This window comes from Saprospiraceae bacterium, from assembly GCA_016712145.1.
In the GTDB taxonomy this organism is placed as follows: Bacteria; Bacteroidota; Bacteroidia; order Chitinophagales; family Saprospiraceae; genus Vicinibacter.
Map to the genome: position 1 here is coordinate 1,597,390 of JADJRO010000001.1, position 18,540 is coordinate 1,615,929.

21 protein-coding genes and 1 tRNA gene are annotated in these 18,540 nt (G+C 35.7%); 12 read left to right on the forward strand and 10 right to left on the reverse strand.

The genetic code is table 11. From position 1 onward, the window contains the following. Window positions 1-9: 9 nt before the first annotated feature. The 8 genes from IPK91_06825 to IPK91_06860 all read right to left on the reverse strand — a co-directional run bounded on the left by IPK91_06825 (window position 10) and on the right by IPK91_06860 (window position 4,937). Entirely contained in the window at window positions 10-786 is a 777-nt protein-coding gene (locus IPK91_06825; protein ID MBK8296978.1) for an enoyl-CoA hydratase/isomerase family protein, read from the reverse strand. A gap of 17 nt (window positions 787-803) precedes the next feature. After that, on the reverse strand, window positions 804-1,286 hold the full coding sequence (gene paaJ, locus IPK91_06830; protein ID MBK8296979.1) for a phenylacetate-CoA oxygenase subunit PaaJ: 483 nt from the start codon (window positions 1,284-1,286) through the stop codon (window positions 804-806). 48 nt (window positions 1,287-1,334) lie between these two features. Further along, window positions 1,335-2,096, reverse strand: a complete 762-nt coding sequence (paaC, locus tag IPK91_06835) for a phenylacetate-CoA oxygenase subunit PaaC (GenBank protein ID MBK8296980.1) — start codon at window positions 2,094-2,096, stop codon at window positions 1,335-1,337. Beyond that, window positions 2,097-2,378 (reverse strand): 1,2-phenylacetyl-CoA epoxidase subunit B, encoded by a 282-nt coding sequence (gene paaB / locus IPK91_06840; GenBank protein ID MBK8296981.1) that lies wholly within the window; start codon window positions 2,376-2,378, stop codon window positions 2,097-2,099. A 92-nt stretch (window positions 2,379-2,470) separates the two neighbouring features. After that, a complete protein-coding gene (gene paaA / locus IPK91_06845) occupies window positions 2,471-3,403 on the reverse strand; it encodes a 1,2-phenylacetyl-CoA epoxidase subunit A (protein MBK8296982.1) in 933 nt (310 codons plus the stop codon). 43 nt (window positions 3,404-3,446) lie between these two features. Next, window positions 3,447-3,869, reverse strand: a complete 423-nt coding sequence (locus IPK91_06850) for a 2Fe-2S iron-sulfur cluster binding domain-containing protein (protein ID MBK8296983.1) — start codon at window positions 3,867-3,869, stop codon at window positions 3,447-3,449. Window positions 3,870-3,919: 50 nt separating this feature from the next. After that, on the reverse strand, window positions 3,920-4,510 hold the full coding sequence (locus tag IPK91_06855; GenBank protein ID MBK8296984.1) for a hypothetical protein: 591 nt from the start codon (window positions 4,508-4,510) through the stop codon (window positions 3,920-3,922). An 85-nt stretch (window positions 4,511-4,595) separates the two neighbouring features. Further along, window positions 4,596-4,937, reverse strand: a complete 342-nt coding sequence (locus IPK91_06860) for a DUF2853 family protein (protein ID MBK8296985.1) — start codon at window positions 4,935-4,937, stop codon at window positions 4,596-4,598. A gap of 84 nt (window positions 4,938-5,021) precedes the next feature. Between IPK91_06860 and IPK91_06865 the strand changes: the two genes are divergently transcribed. Then, window positions 5,022-8,174: a M1 family metallopeptidase gene (locus tag IPK91_06865; GenBank protein MBK8296986.1), complete on the forward strand. Its 3,153-nt coding sequence runs from the start codon at window positions 5,022-5,024 to the stop codon at window positions 8,172-8,174. A 156-nt stretch (window positions 8,175-8,330) separates the two neighbouring features. Here IPK91_06865 and IPK91_06870 read toward each other — a convergent pair whose 3' ends face one another. Together IPK91_06870 and IPK91_06875 are read right to left on the reverse strand one after the other, a co-directional pair. After that, entirely contained in the window at window positions 8,331-8,507 is a 177-nt protein-coding gene (locus tag IPK91_06870; GenBank protein ID MBK8296987.1) for a hypothetical protein, read from the reverse strand. Window positions 8,508-8,553: 46 nt separating this feature from the next. Continuing rightward, on the reverse strand, window positions 8,554-9,003 hold the full coding sequence (locus IPK91_06875) for a DUF4397 domain-containing protein (GenBank protein MBK8296988.1): 450 nt from the start codon (window positions 9,001-9,003) through the stop codon (window positions 8,554-8,556). Window positions 9,004-9,226: 223 nt separating this feature from the next. Here IPK91_06875 and IPK91_06880 point away from each other — a divergent pair, with 223 nt between their 5' ends. From IPK91_06880 to IPK91_06930, 11 genes are all read left to right on the forward strand, one after another. Beyond that, the gene (locus IPK91_06880) at window positions 9,227-10,018 is read left to right on the forward strand and encodes a M48 family metallopeptidase (protein ID MBK8296989.1); all 792 of its coding nucleotides are present in this window, start codon (window positions 9,227-9,229) and stop codon (window positions 10,016-10,018) included. Window positions 10,019-10,157: 139 nt separating this feature from the next. Then, window positions 10,158-10,231, forward strand: a tRNA-Asp gene (locus IPK91_06885). Between the two features lie 39 nt (window positions 10,232-10,270). Next, window positions 10,271-10,468 (forward strand): GIY-YIG nuclease family protein, encoded by a 198-nt coding sequence (locus tag IPK91_06890; protein ID MBK8296990.1) that lies wholly within the window; start codon window positions 10,271-10,273, stop codon window positions 10,466-10,468. A gap of 219 nt (window positions 10,469-10,687) precedes the next feature. Then, window positions 10,688-10,867, forward strand: coding sequence for a GIY-YIG nuclease family protein (locus tag IPK91_06895; GenBank protein MBK8296991.1), 180 nt, complete (start codon window positions 10,688-10,690; stop codon window positions 10,865-10,867). A 791-nt stretch (window positions 10,868-11,658) separates the two neighbouring features. Next, a complete protein-coding gene (locus IPK91_06900; GenBank protein MBK8296992.1) occupies window positions 11,659-12,435 on the forward strand; it encodes a YceI family protein in 777 nt (258 codons plus the stop codon). Window positions 12,436-12,585: 150 nt separating this feature from the next. Then, on the forward strand, window positions 12,586-12,834 hold the full coding sequence (locus IPK91_06905; protein MBK8296993.1) for a hypothetical protein: 249 nt from the start codon (window positions 12,586-12,588) through the stop codon (window positions 12,832-12,834). Between the two features lie 16 nt (window positions 12,835-12,850). After that, window positions 12,851-13,804 carry a hypothetical protein gene (locus IPK91_06910; GenBank protein ID MBK8296994.1) on the forward strand — a complete coding sequence of 318 codons (954 nt, stop codon included), beginning with the start codon at window positions 12,851-12,853 and terminating at the stop codon, window positions 13,802-13,804. Window positions 13,805-13,906: 102 nt separating this feature from the next. Then, on the forward strand, window positions 13,907-14,419 hold the full coding sequence (locus IPK91_06915) for a hypothetical protein (GenBank protein ID MBK8296995.1): 513 nt from the start codon (window positions 13,907-13,909) through the stop codon (window positions 14,417-14,419). A 42-nt stretch (window positions 14,420-14,461) separates the two neighbouring features. Beyond that, window positions 14,462-16,714, forward strand: coding sequence for an MMPL family transporter (locus IPK91_06920; GenBank protein ID MBK8296996.1), 2,253 nt, complete (start codon window positions 14,462-14,464; stop codon window positions 16,712-16,714). 187 nt (window positions 16,715-16,901) lie between these two features. After that, window positions 16,902-17,237 carry a cytochrome c gene (locus IPK91_06925; protein ID MBK8296997.1) on the forward strand — a complete coding sequence of 112 codons (336 nt, stop codon included), beginning with the start codon at window positions 16,902-16,904 and terminating at the stop codon, window positions 17,235-17,237. 364 nt (window positions 17,238-17,601) lie between these two features. Further along, a complete protein-coding gene (locus IPK91_06930) occupies window positions 17,602-18,537 on the forward strand; it encodes a 4Fe-4S dicluster domain-containing protein (GenBank protein MBK8296998.1) in 936 nt (311 codons plus the stop codon). Window positions 18,538-18,540 lie beyond the last annotated feature (3 nt).

Consider the following 18,540-nt stretch of genomic DNA (forward strand, 5'->3'; position numbering starts at 1 on the left):
TTGATGATCTTACTTGCCTTTAAAAACTGGCATCCGTTTTTCTAAAAACGCTTGCGTTCCTTCTTTGTAATCCGCTGTCTCACCGGCTTCTTTTTGATACTGAAGTTCGGCCTGTAATTGTTCTTCTAAATTATTGCCAAAACTTTGATTCAATAATTTTTTAGTCAAGGCCAATGCTTTGGTAGGCATTTGTGCAATTCTACATGCCAGCTTATTAAGCTCCTCTTTAAACTCCTCGTCTTTAAACATTTTATAAATCATTCCTGATTGGAAAGCTTCGCTAGCTGTACATTTATCACCTGTCATTATTAATGCGGATGCTTTATTCCACCCAATCAATCTGGGTAAAAAATAACTGCCACCACTATCTGGTACCAATCCAATTTTTGAAAATGCCTGAATGAATGAAGCAGATTCACTGGCAACCACCACATCACATGCCAATGCAATGTTGGCACCTGCTCCTGCAGCAACCCCATTTACACCAGCAATAACCGGCTTATCCAAGTTTCTGATTTTTAAGATGATTGGATTGTAATGTTCTTTCAATATTTTTTCCAATCCCGGACCTTCAGGATCCATGGCTTCCTGCAAATCTTGTCCGGCGCAAAATGCTTTCCCTGTTCCTGTAATGACTACACATCGAACGGAATCATCTGCCTGAATGGCATCCAATAATTGAATTAATTCCATAGCCATTCCCCGATGAAATGAATTAAAAACCTGTGGCCGATTTAAAGTAATCCAGGCTATTGAATCCTCCAATTGATAATTAATAAATTCCATACTTTCAAATATACGCATTAATGACATTTAAAATAATCGAAGGGCTCTTTGCAGTCCAAACATCGGTAAAGTGCTTTGCATGCTGTCGAACCAAATTCGCTGATTTTTTCTGTGTGTTCTGATTGGCATCGGGGACAAGCAATCGCAAGTTCTCTTTCAAATAATGCTGGAATACGTCCTGAAAATCCAACAGGAGCTGCAATGCCGTATTCCTTTAATTTTTGTTTTCCGCTGGCACTCATCCAATCGGTTGTCCAGGCTGGACTTAAAATCGTTTCGATGCTTACTGAAATTTTTTCTACATCAAAAGCCGCTTGCAAATTCATTTCAATCAATTTCATTGCAGGGCAACCGGTATAGGTTGGTGTAATTTGAATTTTAACGTGTTCATCAAGGATTTCTACCTTGCGAATAATTCCCAAATCCACAACACTCAATACGGGAACTTCAGGATCCAATATGGTTTCTAAAATTTCGAAAATATGTTCCCTTGTGATCATCTTGTTTATTATCAATAAAAGGCTGGAACTCCATCCATGGGCAATCCCTTACCAGGTCAATCCCGGATAGGAGCGTTGCATGTATTGCATATCTGCTAATATATAACCCATAGCTTCTGAGTGAATGCCTGTTTTCCCTCCTGATTGCATCCACTGGTTTTGAGGTTGAACCAAAGTGGCTTCAGCAAGTACTTGTTGTACCTTCTGATTCCAGCTGTTTTGAATTAAGCTTAAATCCGGTGCTACTTGTTCTTCAAGCATGCTTTGTTCGTATATGGCAGGTGTAAATAATTCTCCTGTATAGGACCATAATTCGTCCAAAGCCGTTTGCATTTTTTGATGTGAAACGGAGGTGCCATCACCCAATCGAATGACCCATTCTGCACTCCATTTTAAATGATAGGCTGTTTCTTTCACCGTTTTTTCTGCGATCGCTGCAAGCTGAGGATCTGCACTGTTTTTTAAAGCAGTATAATAGGGAAAATGAAAAGCTTCCAATAAAAACTGCCTACCAACAGAATACGCAAAATCAACATTTGGATGTTCGGCCATCAATACATTTTTAAATTCACGCTCATCTCTTAAAAAAGCAAGCCGATCTTCATCTGTTTCTGTTTCAGAAAGTGTAGCAATGTATTGGTAAAGCAATCTGGAGCGACCTATGTAATCCAAAGAAATATTGGTCATAGCAATATCTTGCTCTAAAACCGGTCCATGACCACACCATTCCCCAAGACGTTGACCCAATATCAAAGCAGTATCGGCAAGATAAAGCAGGTAATCAATTTTATGTTGAGAATTGGTATTCATTTACATGTGTTTTACTTCATCCGGCAAATCGTAAAAAGTAGGATGCCTATAAATTTTATCCAAAGCAGGTTCAAAAAAGGGATCACTATCCACCGGATCCGAAGCACTTATGTATTTTGATTCTACAACCCAGATACTAATGCCTTCCTGTCTGCGTGTATAAACATCGCGCGCATTTTCAATTGCCATTTGTGCATCTGCTGCATGCAAACTTCCAACATGTTTGTGATTCAATCCGGACTTGCTCCGAATAAATATTTCAAATAAGGGCCAGTTTTTCATAAGAGGTTTTTTTGCTGTTAGACTATTAGACTGTTGGGCTGTTGGGCTGTTAGTAAATAAAATCATTGTAATTCGTAATTCGTAATTCGTAATTAATTTTTCTCCCTCCTCTTCTCCGCATACGCCACCGCAGCATCCCGAACCCATTCACCATTTTCATAGGCTTGAATTCGATCCTTAAGGCGTTGTTTATTACACGGACCATTTCCTTTTACAACATTCCAAAATTCATCCCAATCAATTTTTCCAAAATCGTAGGATTTACGTTCTTCATTCCATTTTAAATCCGGATCTGGAATTTTTAAACCAATTAATTCAGCTTGTGGAACGGTCATATCAATAAATCGTTGGCGCAATTCATCATTAGAAAAACGCTTTATTTTCCATTTAATACTTTGCGCTGAATGCGTAGAATCATTATCATTTGGACCAAACATCATGATACTTAGCCACCACCATCGGTTTAAGGCATCTTGTGCCATGTTTTTTTGTTCATCAGAACCTTTGGAAAGGGTCAACATGATTTCATAACCTTGTCGTTGATGAAAACTTTCTTCCTTACAAATCCGGATCATGGCTCTTGAATAAGGTCCATAAGAAGTTCGGCATAAAGGGATTTGATTCATAATAGCCGCTCCATCTACTAACCAGCCAATTGCACCCATATCGGCCCAGGTCAATGCCGGATAATTAAAAATCGACGAATATTTTGCTTTGCCTGTATGTAATTCATTTAGTAATTCTTCCCGATCAATCCCCAATGTTTCACACGCACTGTATAAATACAATCCATGACCTGCTTCATCTTGAATTTTTGCTAACAAAATGGCTTTACGTTTTAAACTGGGTGCTCGGGTAATCCAGTTTCCTTCAGGAAGCATCCCAACGATTTCAGAATGAGCATGCTGGCTGATTTGTCGAATCAATGTTTTCCGATAAGCCTCAGGCATCCAATCTTTTGCTTCAATCCGATCTTCTTTGTCAATTTTTTCTTGAAAATGTCCTTCCAAATCAATGCGCAACATAGGCTGTATTATTTACTAATGGGTTCAATTAATTAACTGCTTGTTATTTGTCAAAATTAACTTCAATTTTTGATGATTTCGGAAAGGATTGACAACTTAAAATATATCCATTTTCAATTTCATCTGCTTCCAATCCATAATTAACCATCATTTCTACATCGCCTTTTACAAGTTTGGTTTTGCATGTACAACAAACCCCTCCCTTGCATGCATAGGGCAAATTTGCACCTTGCTTTAAAGCTGCATCCAATAAATTATCTGTATTAAAAGGCAAACTAAATTCAAAGGTGCGCCCATCCAAAGTCATGCGAACTAAACAGATTTCAGTATCCGATGCATGATTAAAATGTGGTTTTGGTTTTTGGATTTGCACTCCAAACAATTCCATGTGGATATGGTGAGGATCCACTCCCATGTGCTGAAGTTGTTCACGAAGTTCAAGGATCATGGTTTCTGGCCCGCACATGAAAAACTCATCGATGTCTTCAATTTTAAAGATGCTTTGCGTAAATCGCTTTAGTTTCTCTGCATTGATTCGACCGTGAAATAATTCTTCTTCTGTTTCTTCTCTAGAAAGTAAAAATGAAGTGCCAGGCGTTCTTTATTTAAATTTTTAAGCGCTAATAATTCTTCCAAAAATATAATTTGTTCCGTTCGCTGACTGCCATAAAATAATAGTACAGAACTTTCGGGCTCTACCTTTAAAATTTGTTTAATAATTCCCAGAATCGGTGTGATACCACTTCCCGCTGCAAAAACATATCGTTTGGATTGTTCTGGATTCAGTTTTGTAAAAAATCGTCCTGCTGGTACTTGAACGGAAAGGATATCTCCAATTTTAAGTTGTTGATTTACAAAACAACTAAAAACCCCATTGTGCACTTCTTTTACTGCAATGCGCCATTTTTTTTCAAAAGGGGCGGAACACAAGGAATACGATCTGCGTAAAAGTTGACCATTTAGTTCCTTTTCAAGACTAATGTATTGGCCCTGTGAATATTGAAAAATATCTTGTAATGAATCCGGAACTGCAAATTCAACACTTACACAATCATCGGTTTCGCGGCTTATATTTTGTACTTTTAACTCGTACAATTCATGTGACATAGCGCAAATTTACCATAATCACAGCAGAGTTCAATACTCAATTATTCAAACAAATTCTTTTTGGAAAAATGGAATTTATTAAAATTTAATCCCCATAAACGGAGCCTTTTCCAAATTTTTCTACTAAAAGGTAATAAAATATTGCCCGATATTTATTTCGATTACTGGAGCCGAACTGGGCAGTAACTTCAGCCAAAGCCTCTTCAATGGCTTGATCATCGGTTATTCCTAGTTTTCCATTTAAAAAACTGGTTTTAACCCGATTCATTTCATCTGGATCAGAACTTGACACCAAGGAGGCATCGTCGCTGTATAAGGATGGACCCAATCCTTTTGCAACTTTTGAAAACAAGTCCAGATTTACATTCAAACCCAGTTTTGTGGCTTCACCAAGCAGAAAATCTAATTTATCATCAAACGCACTCATAAAATTTTGGTTTATTTGTCCTAAAGTTACTACGAAATCCATCTCAGCAGAATACAATTTTAAATAAATCATCCCTTGCTTAAAATGCCATTAATACCTGTCATTTCATCTTCTAACAACCTTCAAACTGCTTTGAACAAAAGAAACAGAAATCGTAATTGGTCATCCAAGATTTTAATTCAATTCGTAATACTGGTCATTTGTTTAATTTTTGATTGGAGCATTAAAATACAGGCCCAAACGCCTTATTTTCAACAACGCTTGGAATACACGATTCAAGTTACATTGGATGATCAAAACCATGCGCTATCTGCTTTTCTCAAATTAAAATATGTAAACAACAGTCCGGATTTATTGGATAAAATTGGATTTCATTTATGGCCGAATGCCTATAAAAATCAAAAAACTGAATTTGCCAGGCAGAAAATTCGACAGGGAGATCTGAAATTTTATAATGCGAATGAATCGGAAACTGGATCTATAGATAGCCTTCAATTTAAAGTGAACGGTTTAGTTGCTGTCCTCGATCAATCCAATTTGCCTGTAGATATGGCCTGGCTCCTGTTACCAGAGGTATTACAACCCGGAGACAGTATTTTAATAGAAACCCCTTTTTATGTTAAACTGCCTATTACGGTCAGTAGAATGGGCCATATTGGACAATCCTACCAAATCAGTCAATGGTTTCCAAAGCCTGCGGTATACGATCGGAAAGGCTGGCACCTAATGCCCTATCTGGATCAAGGTGAATTTTATTCAGAATTTGGTCAATTTAATGTACAGATTACGCTTCCTAAAAATTATGTTGTAGCTGCAACCGGAACACTGGAAACTGAAAATGAACGCGAATTTATTAATCAACGAATCCAATTCACCAAGGATGTTCTTACAAATAAAACGGTAGCAGACAGTCTGTTTTTAGTTGAGTCGGTTATTCAATTAAAAACACTTCAATTTGTTGCTAAGGACGTTCATGATTTTGCCTGGTTTGCAGACAAATCCTTCTTAATCCAGCAGGATACTGTGCAACTAACAAACGTTCGTTCGGTATTGTGTCAAAGTTATTTCACTTCTCCAGATCTTTGGGATGAATCCATACAATCCGTTAAAAAGTCGATTCGTTTTTATTCAGAACAACTTGGAACCTACCCTTATCCTCAAGCAAGTGCTGTTGAAAGCAGTTTGGGTGTAGGTGGCGGCATGGAATACCCCATGATCACCGTGATCGGCCCAAGTTATAGCAAAACGTATTTAGACGAAGTCATTGCTCATGAAGTTGGTCATAATTGGCTGTATGGAATATTAGCAAGCAATGAGCGTGAGCATCCATTTATGGATGAAGGGATCAATACATTTTATGAAAACATGTATGTTCGTGGTGCAGAAGCACAGTCAACATATATTGAACTAACAGGTCCGTTAAAAAAGATTACAGGCAATACCAATTTTAAACAGTTACAGTATCAATTATTTGCAAAACAGGCCATAGATCAATACCCAAACAAGCATTCAAAAATGTTTAGTGAATTAAACTATGGATTGGATGTATATTATAAAACGGCCTGGTTTTTTGAATATATAGAACACTATCTTGGTAAGACAAAATTCAATGAAATCATGCAATCCTATTATGAAGCATGGAAATTTAAACATCCATACCCGGAAGATTTGCAAAACATATTCTTTCAAAAAACTTCCAGCAATTATTCCTGGCTGTTTGATGGCTTGCTTAGTTCGGAAAGAAAATGTGATTATGCATTGTCTAAAATAAAAACAAAAGGGGATTCTATATCAGTAACCATCTGCAATAAAAAATCAATTGATGCACCGATTCAAATTGGAATGTTCAAAAATGACAGCGCTGTCTATGTAAAATGGATCGATGGATTTACAGGTTCGAAAACCATACAACTTCCGAAATTAGCTTTTGATTATATCAGCCTGGACCCCAATCACATTTCGTTTGATTTAAAAGATTACAACAATTACATCCGGCCATCAGGTATATTTAAAAAGACAGAGGCGTTAAAATTTCATTTGTTTCCATTGATTGATCAAAACCATCAAACAGATATTGGTTTAACACCCTGTCTGGCTTACAATCAATACAATGGACTTCAAATTGGGCTGTTTATTTCAAAACCCTGGCTACCCAGTCAAAATTTCAGAATGGATCTAGTGCCTTTTTATAGTTTAAAAAGCAATTCGTTAAGTGGCCAATCCAAACTAAGTTATATCTGGTATGTGGCGGATCAATCCATTCATTCAATCAAGCTTGGTTTAAATTTAAAAACGTATGCATTTAACGAATTACAAGGAAATACATTAGCATATTACCAATTAAGCCCTTACTTAAAATTAGATTTTAGTCATGAAGCCTATTTAAACCGAACTTCAAACATCCAATGGACCAGTTATTTTATCAAGGATGAATACCTTCGCTTTGATGATAGTTTAACAACCAATGGTACGGTATCTGATTTCTGGCGTTCAGCGCATAAACTAAACTATCAATACAATCAGTTTTCAATTTTAGGAAATTCTGAATTGGCTTTACACCTAAACTTCTACAAACATGCTCTGGTTTACGGTGGGACACAATCCCTAGTCAACCTTGAAATGCAATTTCAGAAAGAGTTCCGTTATCGTAATAAGCGCTATTTTTCAGCCAGGATGTATGTATCATGTTACCCATACAACAGTGAACGACAATCAGATGCTATTTCCAGTCGCTCTAAAACGACTTCTTATGTTGGATCAACTGGCTTGGCTTTTCAAAACTATTTAGACGGTGAAAATGAAGCGCTCTTTCTTGGAAGATCGGCAGATCATGGATTAAGCGCACAACAAATTTTTATTCGCCAGGGTGGATTTAAATTGAATCATGGAGCAAGACAACGCGATAACATTGGCAATAGCAATCGATTTGTGGGCTCATTAAATTTAAAAACGGATTTGCCTATCCCAAAAATAGGTACGTTCATTAAACCATATTTAGATTTAGGGTATTACGATCAAAAACAAATAGAAGCAAAAAATAGAATTATTTATAGTGGTGGCATCCAGTTGAATTTACTATACGATCGGTTTTGTATTTACTTCCCATTGGTTAATTCAAAGTATATTAATACATTGTACAATTCTGTTGAAAACAATTCCTATTGGAACCGGGTTTGCTTTTCAATTAATTTGCAGGTTCCTGAGTTCAGAGAATTGTTAAAACATTTACAGATTTAATTACAATAAACCTTTGAGGGTTAAATTACTCATTGGAGAATCTAACAGAATATACTTCAACACTGCTTGCAATAACTTGCAGCATGAATTATCCAAACTTAGTAATAATACTTAAATTAAATAACCTGGCATCGGGGAGTTTAACCAAATCCACCCTTACAGTTTATTAACAATGATGTTATAGCTTGCCTTTGGAGTCTGATTTACTAAACCTGTAATCAAAATGCTGTATTTCTTATTTGGAAGAATATTTAGGTTTGATATACTAACAACTACGGTCGCACCGGATTTTATGGTCAAGTCGTGTTTAGCAGGTGTCAAACTTGTAAACAAGGAGGTTGATTTATAATTTACTCCAGAAACCAAATCAGCTCCTGAACTAATGGATGATGATCATTGGATTGGAATTTGCAGACAAATTGATTAACCGAATATACCCTTTGGTTGTATCTGCAACACTTAAATCATCCTCATTGATTATGAGTTCGGGTGAACTTAGTGTCCCTATGGCCATCAACGAATAATTTTTAGCAGATCCAATATTAAAATTGGCATTTACAACAAATGCATTCGATATATTATCCCGAATTTTAAAATTCTGATTCCCACTATTGATTTCCTGATATTGTGTAATTCCACCAAACCCAGCAGTAAGAGCAACAATTACGGAATCTTCTACCAGAACGGTACTTAATTTTCCATCTAAAATACCATTTATAAACATAAGCTTAGATGGGCCAGAAGGACCATCGTCTGATGAGCTGCAGCCAAAAAATGAACAAACGATGGAAAGGACTACTATTGCAGTAGTAAAAACTGAATTTTTCATAATACAAATAAATTTAGGTGATCAAAAAGATTTCCCAGAAAATAGGGTTAGTGCTTAATAAGAATATTGAAAGAGGGCGATTCGTTCTGTAAATATACTACAGAAACAAATTAAACGCAAATATTCATTTTATAGTGCATCAAAAAAAAGCTTTTGTAGATTTGGAAAAAATATAGAAATGAGTATACTACGAAGGTCCAACGAGCGGAACCCAGTGAGTCAGATGGGATTCGGTAACTCAAGAATTGGAAGCACCCTGATATTGGCTTTAATCATTGCAGGTTTTTCGTACTTTAAATACTGTAGCACAAAGACTTACAATGAATATACCGGCAAATATCAACACGTTGGTATCAGTCCTGAACAAGAAATTGCGCTTGGTTTAAATACGGCTCCAGCAATGATTCAACAACACGGGGGTTTACATCCTGATCAACGAGGACAAGATCTGGTAAAAAGTGTGGGTCGAAAGCTGGTGCAAAGCACTATAGCTAGTAAAACACCGTATCAATATGATTTTCATTTATTGGCCGATGAGGAAGTTATTAATGCATTTGCGTTGCCGGGAGGACAGGTATTTATCACCGCCGCATTATTTAATAAATTGAAAAATGAAGATCAGCTGGCAGGGGTTTTTGGTCATGAAATAGGTCACGTCATCGCACGACATGGCGGCGAACGCATTACACAGACCGAACTTTTTGAAGGCTTATCGGGTGCAGCAACGGTCGCAACAGGAGATTATGCTACCGGACAAGGTGTTTCTGCCTTACTGAATCAATTTTTTTCTATGCCTTATGGGAGAGATCAGGAACTGCAATCCGATGATATTGGAGTGAAACTCATGATGGATTCTGGTTACAATCCAGAAGAATTGATTGGAGTCATGGAAATTTTAAAAGCTGCAAGTGGTCCAAACAGAACCCCGGAGCGATTGAGCACACACCCAGATCCTGAAAATCGGATCGAACGAATTCGGGAAGCCATTCAAAAATATAAGAATCAACCAAATTAAATAAATATTATATATATTTATAATTGGTTATTAAAAAATTATATATTATTTTTTAATTTAATGTGATTTGAGTTTTAATTTTTCGAATCCTTTGAAAACAATAGAATAATTGTAAATTTGCACCTCCAATTTCTACTTTGGATCGGTAGTTCAGTTGGTTAGAATGCCGCCCTGTCACGGCGGAGGTCGCGGGTTCGAGTCCCGTCCGGTCCGCAAAAGCTTCACTTATTTGGTGGAGCTTTTTTTTTCTATATGCCTTTTTTTGTCTACATCATTGTCAGTTTGCAAAATGGTACTTTTTACAAAGGGTTTTCTCTGAACCCCGTTCTTAGACTTAAGCAACATAATGATGGTCTATCCAAATATACTTCCAAATTTAAGCCTTGGAAACTGGTTTATGTTGAGCAGTTTTCTTCCAAGTCTGATGCTTTGATTAGGGAAAAAATTTGAAAAAAGCGACTAATGAAAGGATCTTGGCTTTGATTGATTCTCCTAAAAATATTGTCAAGACTTTTATTCCTTAATTTCTAAATTCCTCATTGTTTGTATGCCGCCCTGTCATCCCCACAATCCTGTGGGGACGGGTTCGATCCCCACAATGCTATGGGGACTGGTTCCCGTCCGGTCCGCAAAAGCTTCACTTATTTGGTGGAGCTTTTTTTTTTCTATATGCCTTTTTTTGTCTACATCATTGTCAGTTTGCAAAATTGTACTTTTTACAAAGGGTTTTCTCTGAACCCCGTTCTTAGACTTAAGCAACATAATGATGGTCTATCCAAATATACTTCCAAATTAAATCTTGGAAACTGGTTTATGTTGAGCAGTTTTCTTCCAAGTCTGATGCTTTGATTAGGGAAAAAAATTTGAAAAAAGCGCCTAATGAAAGGATCTTGGCTTTGATTGATTCTCCTAAAAATATTGTCAAGACTTTTATTCCTTAAATTCTAAATTCCTCATTGTTTGTATGCCGCACTGTCATCCCCACAATCCTGTGGGGACGGGTTCGGTCCCCACAATTCTGTGGGGACGAGTTCGATCCCCACAATGCTATGGGGACTCGCTCCCGTCCGGTCCGCAACTCAGGTCCCCACCCTTTTGTGAGGGTATCTGAAATGCAAGCCTAAAACTCCTTTTATTGATTTTAATTTTCCAAACAATCCATAAGGAATCGTTTGGAAACTCTTTGGCTTCAGAAATTCATTCATCTCTAAAGTCTTTTTTGAATTTCACAATGATGATACCTGCTGTCTTCAAACACTTTAAACTGGGTATAAATTTGAATGGATCAAAAATATTTTCAAACCTATCGCTTGTTTCACTTAAGTTTTCTCAAAACGAATTGATAAATCCAGAATTGTCAGTTGAGTTTGAATTCGATCTGATAGATTCCTACTGCTTATAGCTATTTTATACTAATTCTACTTGATTTCAAAAGGCTTGTGAATCGTTTACTAAAAAATTTAGTATAGATAAAGTACATGTAAACTTAAATTAAGAAGCAATCAAAAAAACTTAATACACTTTGAATATTTATACTCCTTGACAGATATCATTCGATCGTTTGACCCCCGTCATCATTAAATAATTTAATCAAAACTAAAATTGTGAAAAATTAACTATTTAAAATTAAATTATTTAATATGAAATCGAAGGTATATTTCTTAATGGCTATAGTAACTACAGCCCTAGTTTATTGGACTTGCACACACGATGATGATAATATCACTCCATCAGGTCCTAAAATAACAAGAGGAACAAATGTTCATTTACCTGGAAACCTTACAACAGGAAATCCCAATGAATGGAAATTTGATAAAGTACATTCCAGTGTACTATGGCAAACACGATATGTTGGAGCATCTGGTTTGCTGACAGGTAGATTCAATCAATTTGGATTGCATGATGTCATCGATGCAAAGGCTATCAATTACACTGTTACTACACAACCCTTACCAGATTCTTCCTGGGCATTTTATGAAAATGAACCAGCTAAAAGTTATTTTAACGGATATGTACAGATCAATACCTCTAATACCGGTGAACCTGGTAGAGATGCGGGTTGCAATGTTGCTGGAATGGGTACTGTAGCGATTGTTACAGGAACACAAAACTTAACTCCACAAAATTTAGCAAAAATTAAAACCAAAGAAATAAAATTTGACCCTGCAAGCAATGGGTATATTGTAACGCTTGATTTAACTTATCAGGGAAAATTAACAGCACCCCTTACTAAAACAATCCCTGCAAAACTGAGCTATGTTCCAAAGCAAACTGTTCAATTTGGAACTGCTGCAGCTTATGATGTATTTGGATTACAATTAAGTTTTCAGTTTAATTGCAGAGATTATGGCATTACCAGCACCAGTATTGCAGACATTATAGAAATTCAGTGCAATGCTAACTTTCATAATAAATAAATCCAAAATACAATACAATGAAACCTCAATATAAAAAAACTGGCTACTATACTTCTTCTTGGTTTTCTGATAATAGGTTGCTATGAAGATGTAATTAGCCCTGAAAGAGACCCGGATGGTCCGCCGCAATCAGTCAGCTTTAAAAATGATTTGGCCCCACTACTTAATGCAAAGTGCACAGCGGTAGGATGCCATGTAAATGGAGCTCATAAGCCTTATATGGAAGATGTATCACTCTCGTTTAGAAATATAACAAGCGGTGGATTTGTAAATACTTTGCTACCAAAAGAAAGCATTCTTTACAAGCAGGTAAACGGAGCTATGTCAGAGTTTATTCCATCTAAAGCAGATAAACAATTGATTTACGATTGGATTCGAAACGGAGCACCAAATAATTGATATTAAAACGAAAATTATGAAAGCAAATAAAATCTCTATTATAAAACTGGGCATCAGCTTTATATTTTTTCTAACTTGTTTTAGCTGGGTCATGGCACAGGAATTAGAAACAAGCGTGGAAAAAGCTCCACGAAAATATGTAAAAAACACCTTTGAAAGTGTTTGGCTTATTGACAACCAAACCGTTATGGTCCCTTATAAAGGTACCTTCGAGTTTGACATCGCACACAGGTTTGGAAAAGTAAACAATGGATTTGAAGATTTGTACGGCCTCTTTGCACCATCAAATATTCGATTTGGTGTAAGTTATGCCCCAATTCAAAACTTAAATGTTGGTTGTGGGTTGACAAAAGAACGCATGATCTTAGATGGCAGTATAAAATATGCTATTTTGAAACAAACTCAGGATAGTTGGACATTTCCTGTCAGTATAACTTACTATGGAAATATGTCATACGATCTTAAAGAAGATCCTGATAAGAGCTTGTACAAATATGAAACAGACCGGCTCCGCTTTTTTAATCAATTGATTATTGCCAGAAAGATTACTGACAAACTATCGATTCAAGTTGCACCAAGCGTTTCACACCAAAATTTTGTGAACGGCTATTATTTTCAAGTCAATGACTCTACAAAAGAGATTAGAAATGAAATGAATCACAATCATTTTGCGATCGCATTCTCAGGTAGATACAAATTAACTGAATCCATTTCAATAATGGCTAACTACGATCAGCCCATCACGAAGCACACGATTAACAATCCGAATCCTAACCTTTCCTTTGGATTTGAATTCAATACCAGCGGCCACTCATTTCAAATTTTTGCAGGTAATTATGCTTTCTTAAATCCACAGCGCAACAATATTTTCAATAAAAACAATCCAATAGATTACAAAGATGCCAATAACAATACAGTAAAAGGCGGAACCTTTTTAATTGGATTTAACATTACCAGATTGTGGAATTGAATAGTATTAACTAATTATACCTAATTTTATTCAATTTCAGTATTATAAAACCCCGAATACTAAACGATTCGGGGTTTTTTAATTTATTAATACATTTGTACCATGTACAATAGATTAAACCTATGCTTCACTGTATTACTAATTCTTTCATTGGAGGTATGCTTTCTATTTTCATGCAAACAAAAAAGCGAACGATCCGGAATCGAAACAAATACAAATAAACAAGTTAAGCATAAACCCAAATCAAACTATTCAGATAGTTTAGAAATTACAGGTCCAACAGCTGTCTTTTATTACCCGGATTCCATTCAATTGAAAACGATTCAATCGATTACAGATCCACAAATACTGGATGGTACGTTGCATGAACTTCAATTTCAAATAAAATATTCTAAAAAAGTAATTCGATCCAATTGGAGTGAGTTAAATATTGTGGATGCCCAAAATGTTAGATTTCTTGTATTTAAACATGACACCGGTATTCAAAATATAATTGATCTTGATGCCTATGATGATCCCTATGGTTTAATTGTATTTAATGGAAATAAACATCCCGTCTGGATTGATATAACTAATTTAGAGCAAGGACTTCATTATTATTTAAAAGTCAAATAATGCAACGCACAGACCAACAAATCAGATTAAGAGCCTTAATATATGGCAACTAAATATAAGTTTGAAATAAGCCTGATAGCCAGCATGGTGTTGCTCGGCCTTTCGATTTATACTTATAATAATCTAAATTTTGATTTCAATCTGCGTAAATTATTCCCATCCACAAGCTCAGATACTAAATTCTACGATGAATTTGTGGAAACATTTGACGCTCATGTTGATGAAAATGCCATGATCATTGTAATTCCTGCAAATGCCGGCATTTTTAACCAACATTTTTTATATAAACTGGATAGTCTGAGTAGTTTTCTAAGCTCTCAGGAATTTATTTCAAAAGTATATTCCATTACCAATTTAAATTGTATCTACTTTACAAATAATGAATTTAATGCAAGATCATTGGTTCGGATTGACAAGCCGGAACTTTATGAACAAGATTCACTTTATATTTTCTCATCCCCAGAATATTATAAACACTTCTTTTCTAAGAATCACAAAGCGTGTGCACTGACGGTCTTGTTTAAAACACCGCTTATAAGTACCCAATTCAATGTATTTAATAATAAGTTGATGCTTGAATTAAATAAATTGAATCTCTCTCAGGTTCATATTCTTTCAGCAAAACTCATCGAACAAGCTTATGTACAACAAATAAAAAAAGAAGCTATTCGATTTTCAATAATTTCCTTTTTGTTTATCACTATAGGTTGGGTTTTAATATTCAAATCAATAAAACAATTGTTCATTCCAATACTAGCCCTTTCTATTAGCCTGGTAATTGTATTATCTATCATGGCGTATTCAAACCAAACTATAAATTTACTAAGTAGTTTGTTGCCAATTATTCTTATAACAACTTGCCTTACCGGAATCATTCATCTGATTTCAATAAACACGGAGCTAGAGACATCGCGTAACCACAACAACCGTTTTTATAATAGCCTTTCAACCGGTGAAAAGGCTGTTTTAATTTCATCAATAACCAGTGCAATTGGCTTTCTTGCCTTAATTTTTTCGGATATTCAAGCTTTACAAACTTTTGGATTATTTACCGCGCTTGGAATAATGATTGTGTTTGTAACTAGCCTTTTATTTCTAAAAAGATTCCTTCCCGGATTCCAAAATGTTCGAACTGAACTATCACACAGAACATGGTATCCTTTTTATACTAGATTTTACAATTTCCTAGTGAAACACTCTGTAAAAATAATAGTCTCTAGTTTTTCTATATTGATCGTTTCAATTTTTTTTATCACTAAAATTAAGATCAATGGAAGTCATTTAAACGAATTTCCAACAAAGCACCCAATAACGAGCGCTTTGTTGTTTTTTGAAAAAGAATTTGGCGGAAGTTACCCCATTGAGATTGTGTTAACCAATACGAAAAAGAATGAAAGCTTTTATGAGTTGTCGCAATTGCAAAAAGTGGATACATTCATACAATTTCTGGAAGATTCCTGTAATTTACAATTAATCCGATCTCCTGTTTCACTTATTAAAGCAACCAACAAAGCATATAATGGAGGCAATCCAACGGAATATGAATTTCCAAAAGAACAGTCTCAATTAAATGGGTATCTGCAAAATATAATGCAGACAGAATATGCTGAAGATCTCAGACGCTACCTAACAGAAGATGGTCAACAGTTAAGAATTAGTGGCACTCGAGCTGATTTACAATTAATAGAAAAGCAAACGTTCGATAAAAAAATCACAGGTTTTTCCAACCAAATGCCGTTCAAAGTCCAGCAAACCGGAGCTGCATATACAATGGAACTGATTCCCTATTCGCTGATTGAAACAATGTTACCAAGCCTTGTGATTGCACTTTTCATTTTATCAATCCTGATGTGGACCTATTTTAACATGGCATGGTTAATTCCCATTGCTCTATTTATCATTCTTTTCCCTATGATTCTATTAGCCGGCTTTATGGGATTAACGGGGATTTATCTAAAAGCAGATACTGCCATCCTTTTTTCTTTTGCCTTTGTTCTTTCTGTGGACTATACCATTCATTTTTTAAATAGGTTTAAAACTGAGAATTCAAAATCCAAACATTTGGATGATGCCTTACGAGCTACTGGTGTATTAATAGCTAAACCATTAACTATCAAGTCATTAATACTGCTGAGCGGATTTTTAAGTTTATTGATTTCTGATTTTAAAGGGATTTATACAATGGGCATAATGATTTCAATGAGCATCGTTTTTGTTTGGATATGCCATTTGACTCTCCTGCCTTTTATAATTCGTAAATATTTTAACAAGTTTATTGATAACCAATACCACTGATAACTATCATAGTAATACATGCTTGGTATCAATAGTCAGTATAACGGAGTATGCTACCTTGCACTTATAATGAATTTCGATTCAATTTTCAAAAAATTAAATGTTATCTAAAATGAAAAATTTATTAAAAAAGGCCCTTTATCTCTCGATTCTAACCGGGGTTTTTATCGTTTATTCTCAAAATTTAATGGCTCAAAATGCCTGGAATGCGCCAGCAAAAGCCATTGGTGTAGCTAATCCTATAAAAAGCAGTCCTGCTTCTATAGCAGCTGGTAAATCATTATGGACCAGACATTGCCAGTCTTGTCATGGCAAAACCGGAATGGGGGATGGATCCAAAGCTGCCCAACTTAAAACAGAACCAGGGGATTTTACAATTGCAAAGTTTCAGGGACAAACTGATGGCTCCATTTTTTATAAAACTTTGGAAGGCAGAGAAGACATGCCAAGTTTCAAAAAGAAAATTCCGGATACCGATGATATTTGGAATTTAGTAAATTTCATCAGAACCTTAAAAAAGTAAGTCTTTTCATATTTGCTGCCGGTCATCGTACCGGCAGCTCCTATTATTTATAAATACATCATTCTTTAATCCTCGGTATTTTGGATTGAACAGATTTTCTATTAATTTTTTGCAATATGAATTTATTTAAAACTAACATATCAAGAAAAAACTTCGTTGTGTGGATGGGCGGCTTTGCAATTCTTCTTACCGCAATTCGATTTAAACTTTTTACTTCAAAACCAAAAAGCAGTATGAAATTTCTAACTGAAGATGGTAAATTAGTTGAGGTAGATACAAAACATTTAAATAAGAAGGGAACTAAAATTTACACTTCAGATATCTTTTCCTGGATTAAAAATAAATAATTAAAATCATCGTGAGCATGGACAATAATAAATCACAAACACGAAGAGCTTTTCTTGGAGGAGGCCTGATCTCTGCCTTGATGTTGAATGCGTGTGATCAAAAACAACATCCATTTATTACGGATGAATCCGGGTTGCCATCCGGAGACATGGTAAAATTATTATCGGTAGATGGAGAGATCATTGAGGTGGATCGCGCATTTTTAAAACCAGTTCCAGATTTACCACCAATATCAAATGAAGAAGCAAGAATTGGAATTGAGGGTAAAAAATTTGTAATGGTGATTGATTTGTCGCGTTGCAAAAATCTTAAAAAATGTCAACAAGCTTGTAATCATGTGCATCATGTTCACCCCGGTCAAAATTGGATTAAAGTATATTCAATGCAGGAAGCTGAACATACAGCGCCATATTGGCAGCCAACCACTTGCATGCATTGTGACGAACCTCCATGTGTAAAAGTGTGTCCAGTAGATGCAACGTTTAAAAGAAAAGATGGCATTGTACTAATTGATAGTGATCGTTGTGTGGGCTGTCGTTTTTGTATGGCAGCGTGTCCATATTCAACCAGAGTTTTTAACTGGGAGGAACCAGATATCCCATTAGAAATTGCCCAAAAAGCTTATGACTGTGAAAGCAGTACGCCTCAAAAGAAAGGAACAGTTGGCAAATGTGATTTTTGTCCGGATGCTGTAAGAAAAGGAGAACTACCGCACTGTGTGTCTTCTTGCCCGAATGGCGTTTTCTTTTTTGGGGACCTTATTGAAGATTCTGTAACTAATGGCGCTGAAACGTTTCGCTTCTCTGAATTAATCAAAGACAAAGCCGGATACCGTTTGATGGAAGATTTAGGTACTAAACCAAGTGTTTATTATTTACCTCCGGTAAGTAGAAATTTTCCCTATGAAAGCGGATTAGAAAATCAAGCCCCTGCAAATTCACATTCACATTAAATC

Bases quoted from the DNA above. Each gene is read 5' to 3' on its own strand.
- IPK91_06825 (MBK8296978.1), bottom strand. From the start codon at position 786: ATGGAATTTATTAATTATCAATTGGAGGATTCAATAGCCTGGATTACT.
- paaJ (MBK8296979.1), bottom strand. From the start codon at position 1,286: ATGATCACAAGGGAACATATTTTCGAAATTTTAGAAACCATATTGGAT.
- paaC (MBK8296980.1), bottom strand. From the start codon at position 2,096: ATGAATACCAATTCTCAACATAAAATTGATTACCTGCTTTATCTTGCC.
- paaB (MBK8296981.1), bottom strand. From the start codon at position 2,378: ATGAAAAACTGGCCCTTATTTGAAATATTTATTCGGAGCAAGTCCGGA.
- paaA (MBK8296982.1), bottom strand. From the start codon at position 3,403: ATGTTGCGCATTGATTTGGAAGGACATTTTCAAGAAAAAATTGACAAA.
- IPK91_06850 (MBK8296983.1), bottom strand. From the start codon at position 3,869: ATGTGCGGGCCAGAAACCATGATCCTTGAACTTCGTGAACAACTTCAG.
- IPK91_06855 (MBK8296984.1), bottom strand. From the start codon at position 4,510: ATGTCACATGAATTGTACGAGTTAAAAGTACAAAATATAAGCCGCGAA.
- IPK91_06860 (MBK8296985.1), bottom strand. From the start codon at position 4,937: ATGAGTGCGTTTGATGATAAATTAGATTTTCTGCTTGGTGAAGCCACA.
- IPK91_06865 (MBK8296986.1), top strand. From the start codon at position 5,022: ATGCCATTAATACCTGTCATTTCATCTTCTAACAACCTTCAAACTGCT.
- IPK91_06875 (MBK8296988.1), bottom strand. From the start codon at position 9,003: ATGAAAAATTCAGTTTTTACTACTGCAATAGTAGTCCTTTCCATCGTT.
- IPK91_06880 (MBK8296989.1), top strand. From the start codon at position 9,227: ATGGGATTCGGTAACTCAAGAATTGGAAGCACCCTGATATTGGCTTTA.
- IPK91_06890 (MBK8296990.1), top strand. From the start codon at position 10,271: ATGCCTTTTTTTGTCTACATCATTGTCAGTTTGCAAAATGGTACTTTT.
- IPK91_06895 (MBK8296991.1), top strand. From the start codon at position 10,688: ATGCCTTTTTTTGTCTACATCATTGTCAGTTTGCAAAATTGTACTTTT.
- IPK91_06900 (MBK8296992.1), top strand. From the start codon at position 11,659: ATGAAATCGAAGGTATATTTCTTAATGGCTATAGTAACTACAGCCCTA.
- IPK91_06910 (MBK8296994.1), top strand. From the start codon at position 12,851: ATGAAAGCAAATAAAATCTCTATTATAAAACTGGGCATCAGCTTTATA.
- IPK91_06915 (MBK8296995.1), top strand. From the start codon at position 13,907: ATGTACAATAGATTAAACCTATGCTTCACTGTATTACTAATTCTTTCA.
- IPK91_06920 (MBK8296996.1), top strand. From the start codon at position 14,462: ATGGCAACTAAATATAAGTTTGAAATAAGCCTGATAGCCAGCATGGTG.
- IPK91_06925 (MBK8296997.1), top strand. From the start codon at position 16,902: ATGGCTCAAAATGCCTGGAATGCGCCAGCAAAAGCCATTGGTGTAGCT.
- IPK91_06930 (MBK8296998.1), top strand. From the start codon at position 17,602: ATGGACAATAATAAATCACAAACACGAAGAGCTTTTCTTGGAGGAGGC.